This window comes from Neisseria sp. P0019.S002, from assembly GCF_051957155.1.
GTDB lineage: Bacteria > Pseudomonadota > Gammaproteobacteria > Burkholderiales > Neisseriaceae > Neisseria > Neisseria perflava.
On record NZ_JBQCWS010000006.1, the window covers coordinates 95,008 to 102,103 of the forward strand.

General features: G+C 44.8%; 4 protein-coding genes and 2 pseudogenes. 2 read left to right on the top strand and 4 right to left on the bottom strand.

Annotated elements, in window-relative coordinates:
* Window positions 1-9 precede the first annotated feature (9 nt).
* Window positions 10-1,584 carry an inorganic phosphate transporter gene (locus ACTHTY_RS09760; protein WP_070584891.1) on the bottom strand — a complete coding sequence of 525 codons (1,575 nt, stop codon included), beginning with the start codon at window positions 1,582-1,584 and terminating at the stop codon, window positions 10-12.
* Between the two features lie 153 nt (window positions 1,585-1,737).
* On the opposite strand from ACTHTY_RS09760, the gene ACTHTY_RS09765 reads away from it, so the two are divergent.
* Window positions 1,738-2,841 (top strand): anhydro-N-acetylmuramic acid kinase, encoded by a 1,104-nt coding sequence (locus ACTHTY_RS09765; protein ID WP_440367436.1) that lies wholly within the window; start codon window positions 1,738-1,740, stop codon window positions 2,839-2,841.
* A gap of 63 nt (window positions 2,842-2,904) precedes the next feature.
* Here the strand turns inward: ACTHTY_RS09765 and ACTHTY_RS09770 are convergent, their stop codons facing one another.
* Window positions 2,905-4,464 carry a TerC family protein gene (locus tag ACTHTY_RS09770; RefSeq protein WP_440362230.1) on the bottom strand — a complete coding sequence of 520 codons (1,560 nt, stop codon included), beginning with the start codon at window positions 4,462-4,464 and terminating at the stop codon, window positions 2,905-2,907.
* 260 nt (window positions 4,465-4,724) lie between these two features.
* A pseudogene (locus ACTHTY_RS09775) lies at window positions 4,725-5,021 on the bottom strand (fimb protein); the annotation flags it as partial.
* Window positions 5,022-5,075: 54 nt separating this feature from the next.
* Between ACTHTY_RS09775 and ACTHTY_RS09780 the strand changes: the two are divergent.
* A pseudogene (locus ACTHTY_RS09780) lies at window positions 5,076-5,369 on the top strand (transposase); the annotation flags it as partial.
* Window positions 5,370-5,855: 486 nt separating this feature from the next.
* Here ACTHTY_RS09780 and ACTHTY_RS09785 read toward each other — a convergent pair.
* Window positions 5,856-7,096: VENN motif pre-toxin domain-containing protein (locus tag ACTHTY_RS09785; RefSeq protein ID WP_440367438.1), on the bottom strand; the 1,241-nt coding region annotated here is incomplete at its 5' end.

A 7,096-nucleotide genomic window follows, 5' to 3' on the forward strand; every position in this document is an offset into this window, starting at 1 on the left:
AATAATCAATTAAAACACAGCTTGCAAAACCAAATAGCTGACAACAGACAAAACGGCAGCAGCAGGCAAGGTAATAACCCAAGCAAGACCAATCGGTTTCATCAATTTCCAGTTAGCATTGCGGTTAACCAAGCCGATACCCAAAACTGCACCCACCAAGATATGGGTACTGGAAACAGGCAAGCCCATAAATGATGCGGCCATCACGACGGCGGCGGCAGAAAGCTCGGCTGAGAAGCCTGACGCGGGGTGCATTTCTGCCAAGCTGGTGCCTACGGTTTTAATCACTTCTTTACCGACAAACCACAAGCCGACGATCAAAGCGATACCGAAAGTCAACATGGCAATCGGCGGCACGGCGTTTTGAGCAGTAATGCTGTTGGTACGCAGCACATCCATAATCGCGGCAAACGGACCAATCGCATTGGCAATATCGTTCGCACCATGGCTGAATGCGAAACCGCAAGCGGTAAATACCTGCATCCATGAGAACATTTGGAAAGTCGATTTATCCAAATCTTTGCGTTTCAAACTTTTGGCAAATACAAACGTACCCATCCAAATAGCCGCACCGATCATGAAAATGGTCAGGAAGCTGTTTACATTGCTCATGCCCAAATGCAGATTTTTCAGACCTTTGAAAATCAACATGGCCGCAATCATCATGCCGCCAACAGAAGCAATAAACGGCACCCAGGAATGCAGGGCTTTGTAAGAATCAACTTCTCCCTTACGGCTGTCAAAGCGGTGCAGACCGCGATAATACTCAGACTGCAATTCTTCAGGATCAAAGTCCGGCTCATCATAAATTTGGGCATCGTGCGCCATTTTGGTAGCGTATTCGACTTTTTCAGATTCACTCAAGGCTTCAAAAAACAGGCGGTGTTCTTCTTTATAGGCTTTCTTCTCCAGCTTGATGCCTTTGAGCGTATTATCGGCCCAAGAGTTGTAGTCCAAAACGTTTTTCTTAATTCGTGAAAACAACAGATAAGAAACGATGCCACCCAAAACCGGAGACAAAATCCAAGACAAGGCAATTTCGCCCAACTTGTCCCATTGAATCAGCGCAACAGAATCCACACCGTTCAATGCTGCCATACACAGGGCGCTACCGACGATACCGCCGATAATGGCGTGTGTCGTAGAAACCGGCAGACCTTTGCGCGATGCAAAAAGTAGCCACAATGCCGCAGCCAAAAGCGCAGACATCATAATAAAGACAAACTGCATCGGATCCAGATGCATGCCATTCAAATCGACAATACCCTTACGGATGGTATCTGTTACCTCGCCACCGGCAATCACTGCGCCGCTGACTTCAAATACTGCCGCAATCAGCAAAGCTTGCGGAATGGTCAATGTGCCGGAGCCGACACTTGTACCGAAAGAGTTGGCAATATCGTTGCCACCCACATTAAACGCCATGAAGACGCCGAAAAAGGTAGCAAGGATAAACAGGCCGGAGTGGTTGTAGTGGGTATAACCCAAACCCCAATAAATAAAATAGCCGACCATGCTCACAAGCATAGCGGCAAAAACCGTATTAATCAGTTTCAAGTTCGCACTCGACTGAGTTTGAGCCATGGAAAGTTTCCTTTTGGAAAACATGTTGAGTCGCGTTATTTTAACCTTTTTGTAATCTTTCTTGCACCAACTATTTACATTAAATGCCGAAATTCCCGTAAAAACGTCAAAAGGCGTTAAAATGTCGTTTTACCTTCTCTTTCTGTAACCGAAATGCAACCCCAATACTATATCGGCATCATGTCAGGAACCAGCATGGACGGTGCCGATGCCGTACTGATTCAAATGCAGGGCAAGCAATGGCAACGAGCCGTTGCCCACAGCTTTCTACCCTATTCAGACGGCCTGCGCCAAGAATTGTTGGCACTGCAAGACATAGGCGAAAATGAATTGCACAGAAGCAATATCCTGGCGCAAACACTCAGCCGCCTATACGCCCAAACCGTCCAACAACTATTGGCAGAACAAAACCTGTCGGCCAAAGACATTGCCGCGATCGGCTGCCACGGACAAACCATCCGCCATGCGCCTGAACACGGTTACAGCATTCAACTGGTCAACCTCTCCCTGTTAGCCGAACTGACCGGCATTTTCACGGTAGGCGACTTCCGCAGCCGCGACCTTGCCTGCAACGGTCAAGGTGCGCCCCTCGTCCCCGCTTTTCACGAAGCGCTGTTTCAAGATGCGAATGAAACCCGCGCCGTACTCAACATTGGCGGCATTTCCAATATCAGCATCCTCCCGCCCGACAGCCCTTCTTTCGGCTTCGATACCGGCCCTGGAAATATGTTGATGGATGCATGGATGCAACATATTTGGCAGCAGCCTTACGACAAAAACGGGGAAAAAGCCGCACAAGGCAAAATCCTCCCCGACCTGCTCACTAACCTGCTTGACCATCCTTACTTCAGCCGCCCTTATCCCAAAAGTACAGGCCGAGAGTTGTTTTCCCTAAGCTGGCTTCAAGGCCATCTGAAAGGTAATGAAAAGCCGGAAGATGTGATACGCACATTGGTCTTTTATACCGCACAAACCATTTTTGATGCGACCAAACAAGCTGCTCCGGCAATTCATCATCTTTATATCTGCGGCGGCGGCATCCGCAATCCGGTGTTAATGCAAGACTTGGAAACCCTGTTTTCTCCCGACACCAAATTGCACAGCACAGCTAAGCTCCATCTTGATCCGCAATGGGTCGAAGCCGCCGCTTTTGCCTGGCTTGCCGCCTGTTGGTGCAATCAAGTTCCGAGCAATCCCCACCATGCAACCGGCGCACATTCACACCGAATCTTAGGCTCAGGACATTACGGCAACTAAAGTTGAATCAATAAAAAGGCCGTCTGAACATTTTCAGATGGCCTTTACTATATTAGCCTTTACTTATTCTTCTTCCGGCAAACGGTTGATTTTCACACGGGCAATACGTTGTCCGTCCTTCTCAACCACTTCAAAACGCCAACCATGGTAATCGATGAAATCGCCCACATCAGGAATACTTTGCAATTCTTCCATAATCAAGCCGGCAACGGTATGAAAGTCCGCGTCTTCCTCTTGAGCAGGCAGATTTAACTGAGAAGCCAATTCCACATACTCCAATGCACCATCCACAGACAGCGTTTCATCCTGACTGGCTGGAGCAGCTTCTTCTTCCTCACGCTCAAACTCTTCAGGGAACTCACCGGCAATGGTTTCCAACAAATCTTTCATGGTCACCATACCCAACACCGCGCCAAACTCATCCACCACCAACGCATAATCTGCGCTGCTTTGACGGAACAATTCAATCGCATTCAACGCCGTCGTACTGTCCGGTAAAATCAATGGCTGGCGCAAGGCTGTCTGAATATTGATTTCTCCCGATTCAAGCAGCTGGTTCAGTAAATCTTTTTTACTGATATAGCCCAAAGGCTCATCTACACCTGCCTTGCCGACAACCAACAAACGGCTATACGGCGTATTTTTCAACTGCGCATTTTGTTCTTCCCGACTTTGGGAAATATCCAATTTCTCGATTTCCCGACGCGGAATCATCACGCCCATAATCGGGCGTTCCGCCAAAGTCAGCACGCTGCGAATCATGGATTTTTCGTTTTCTTCAAAATGCTCGTCATCGCCACCATTATCGCCTGCTTTTGCCAAAATGCTTTCGCGGATACCCATCATACCCAACACATTTTCAGCGGTACGCTTACGCCAAGAAGTGCTGATGTAGTCATTTTTGCGGGCATTCTTTTGCGAAACCTGATTAAACAGTTCGATCAAAATCGAGAAGCCGATCGCCGCATACAAATAGCCTTTCGGAATATGGAAATGGAAGGCTTCCGCAATCAGACTAAAACCAATCATCAACAAGAAACCCAGACACAACATTACAACGGTCGGATGCTTGTCCACAAATGCAGTCAACGGTTTGCTGGCAGAAATCATCACAGTCATCGCCACAACAACCGCCCCCATTGCCACCACAATATGATCCACCATCGCCACTGCCGTAATAACAGAATCGATAGAGAAAACTGCATCCAAAATCAAGATTTGCGCCACAACACCCCAAAAAGAAGAATGCTTTTTCTGTCCTTCAGCAACCGCAAATTGATTGTGGCCTTCAAGGCGTTCGTGCAGCTCGGTAGTCGCTTTATAAAGCAGGAAAATACCGCCGGCAAACATAATCATGTCTTTACCGGAAATCTCCAGGCCGCCCAGCTCAAACAAAGGACGCGTCAGTGTCATGATGTGTGCCATGAAGCCCAGCATGAAAATCCGAATAACGACAGCCAAACCCAAGCCCGTTATCCGCGCCCTATCCCGTTGCAACGGTTTGACCTTGTTTGCCAAAATCGCTACGAAAACAAGGTTATCAATACCTAAAACAACTTCCAAAACCAGAAGCGTGGCAAAGCCTATCCAAGTATGCGGCTCGGCCAACCAACTGAAATCCATAATGATTGCGTTCCTTTAAAATACAAAAAGGCAGCCGTTCCGCTTAAAACGGACAGACTGCCAAATTTCGGGCATAAATAAAGGGAAAGAAGCGGTATAACAACTACTCTGCTCTGCGTCTTTCATGAAAAATTTATGCCCCGGTCAAAAATAATGGCAAACAGTTTATCAGTTTGACGAAAGAAAGGCAAAGTCTGACAGCATATTTTCTTTTAAAAACAGCCTATACCATCACTTACCAGCTTTCAGACGGCCTTTTCTTACTTGATAAAACCATCAATCGGCGCATAACCCAAAAAATCTGCCTGTTCATTCAAGATTACCACCCATTCCTTGTTTCGCGTACTGGTAAACGGCAAGAAATACAACTCTTTCCCATCATTTCTCAGCAAAGCCTGTTTAAAAATTGACTCCTCACTTATACCACGGGCTTTTGCCAAGACAGACAACGGTTTCATTGCCTTACGAATTTTCTCACGTTCCTGCTGAGAATCTGGCAACCACCAAAAAGGCCTCATACTCGGTTCAACACCTTTCAAAGACAAATCGATACCTTTGCAAAACTCCCCAAACTCCCCTAAATTCCCACCAAAACATTTAGGGGATTTTCCATGAGCACCTTCTTCCAGCAAACAGCCCAAGCCATGATTGCCAAACACATCGACCGCTTCCCACTATTGAAGTTGGATCAGGTGATTGATTGGCAACTGATCGAATAAAACCTAAATCGTCAAAGAACCCGTTACCTTCGAGACCACTGCGGCCGTCCCGCCTATCCCCTGTTGTCCATGTTCAAAGCTGTCCTGCTCGGACAATGGCACAACCTCTCCGATCCCGAACACAGCCTCATCACCCGCATAGATTTCAACCTGTTTTGCCGTTTTAACGAACTGAGATCCTTGCCGATTAAGTAAAAATCAGCAATCTTCTTCTTAAGAATTCAATATACGAAACAAATAACTACATATAAAAATACTAAAATTTTATTAGATTTAGCTCTCAAAGAACAACAGAACCAGAAAAAAGGCATATATTATTAACAACATCGACAATGAAATGATTCTTAACCCTTAAAATATAAAAAAGCTGTCTGATATTCCTCAGACAGCCCAATAACAAACTTACATTCAAGTATATAGAACACTTAGAAGGAGTTAATTCTTTATTTAAAATAAATGAATTTTACTAAAACATCTTAAAATACAAATATCTTAACAAACTATAATTTCAATATTATATCCATTAGAAATACTTCAAATATAATATATGGTTACATAGCACAAAATATTTATTAAGAATAGTACATTGCATAAGACTACTTTAACATTTTAGATTTTTAGAAGGACTCATCAAAACTCCTAATTCACAATCTATGAATACTTTCTTATATCTTATTTCTTTTTATTTTTCCCTTCCTCTTCCAATTTTTTGTTAGATTCTTTTGAAGAATTAACACCAGCCTGAACAGCTTGACTCGTAGCCATACCTGCAAATAGTTTATTAAACATAATTACTGTTCCCTCTGGAGTTGCCTTGCTTCCTAAAAAATTCATGGGGTTTACATGAGGAACTCCTGCTTTTTCGAACATACTGTGTCCTGCTGCACCTGTAAGACCTCCTACAGCTGCGGCAGCTACTACATTCCTTGGATCAACCTCAGTCACACAATTTGAACGACCTTGGGAGATACAAGCAGCTATTTGAGAACCTGCATTAAAAGTACCACTTACCGCTGCACCTGTTGCGGTTGACTTCAACATAGTTGGAGGATTTTGAACTCTTGGAACATTATTGATAACCGCAGGAGCAATCATGATTACACCATTAACAATTTCAACTACCCCATTTCGGTAATAGCCCTTAGCAATCTTCTCTGCCCCTTGTTCAACCTTATAGGCTCCTGCTAGAGCTGAACCACCTCTAACGACAAAACCAGCTGGCCCTCCTAATAAATAAAGCGCAGGTTGAGCAGCAACCGCTGCTTTATAATCAAAAGAATCATAACGACTTAATGCTCGATGTGCATTGTTCAAAGCTTCCTTTGTAGGAATATCCATCCGCCCACGACCACGTAATATAGCATTCGCTCTAGATGCATTACCACCTGAAGCATCATTGATATACATTGCAAGCTCATATTTTTCATTCGCAGTCAAACTGTTAGGATTTTTTTGATATTTAACCAATAAAATATCCGAACGGCGGTCTTTTTCTATGTAATAGACAAGTTGACGAGCTTCTGCCTCTGTAAGGCTTCCCCAGCTTTCCTCCGCCTTCTTAATCAACTTATTACGTCTAACATACTCATTTGGACTCAATAAGTTATTCTCAATTGCAGTAACTGCCGTATTAGCTGCTGCATTTACATCACCCTGAAACAGAGCAGCTACACTACCAGCTATCACCTTGGTATAGTTAGTAATTTTCAGCCTAACCTTTTCGCGTTCATTTGGCTCGAAACTATTGATATCACGTCCACCCAATAGCGCTTCACCAACCACTTCTCCAACAGCTGCACCGATTGCACCATCACGACACTTGCCTTGTCGTGCCGCAGCAGCAGCTGCACAGCCTGCTACAGCATGGGCGATTTTGTGAGCAATATAGTTTTCGCTGAAATTAACTTTGATCT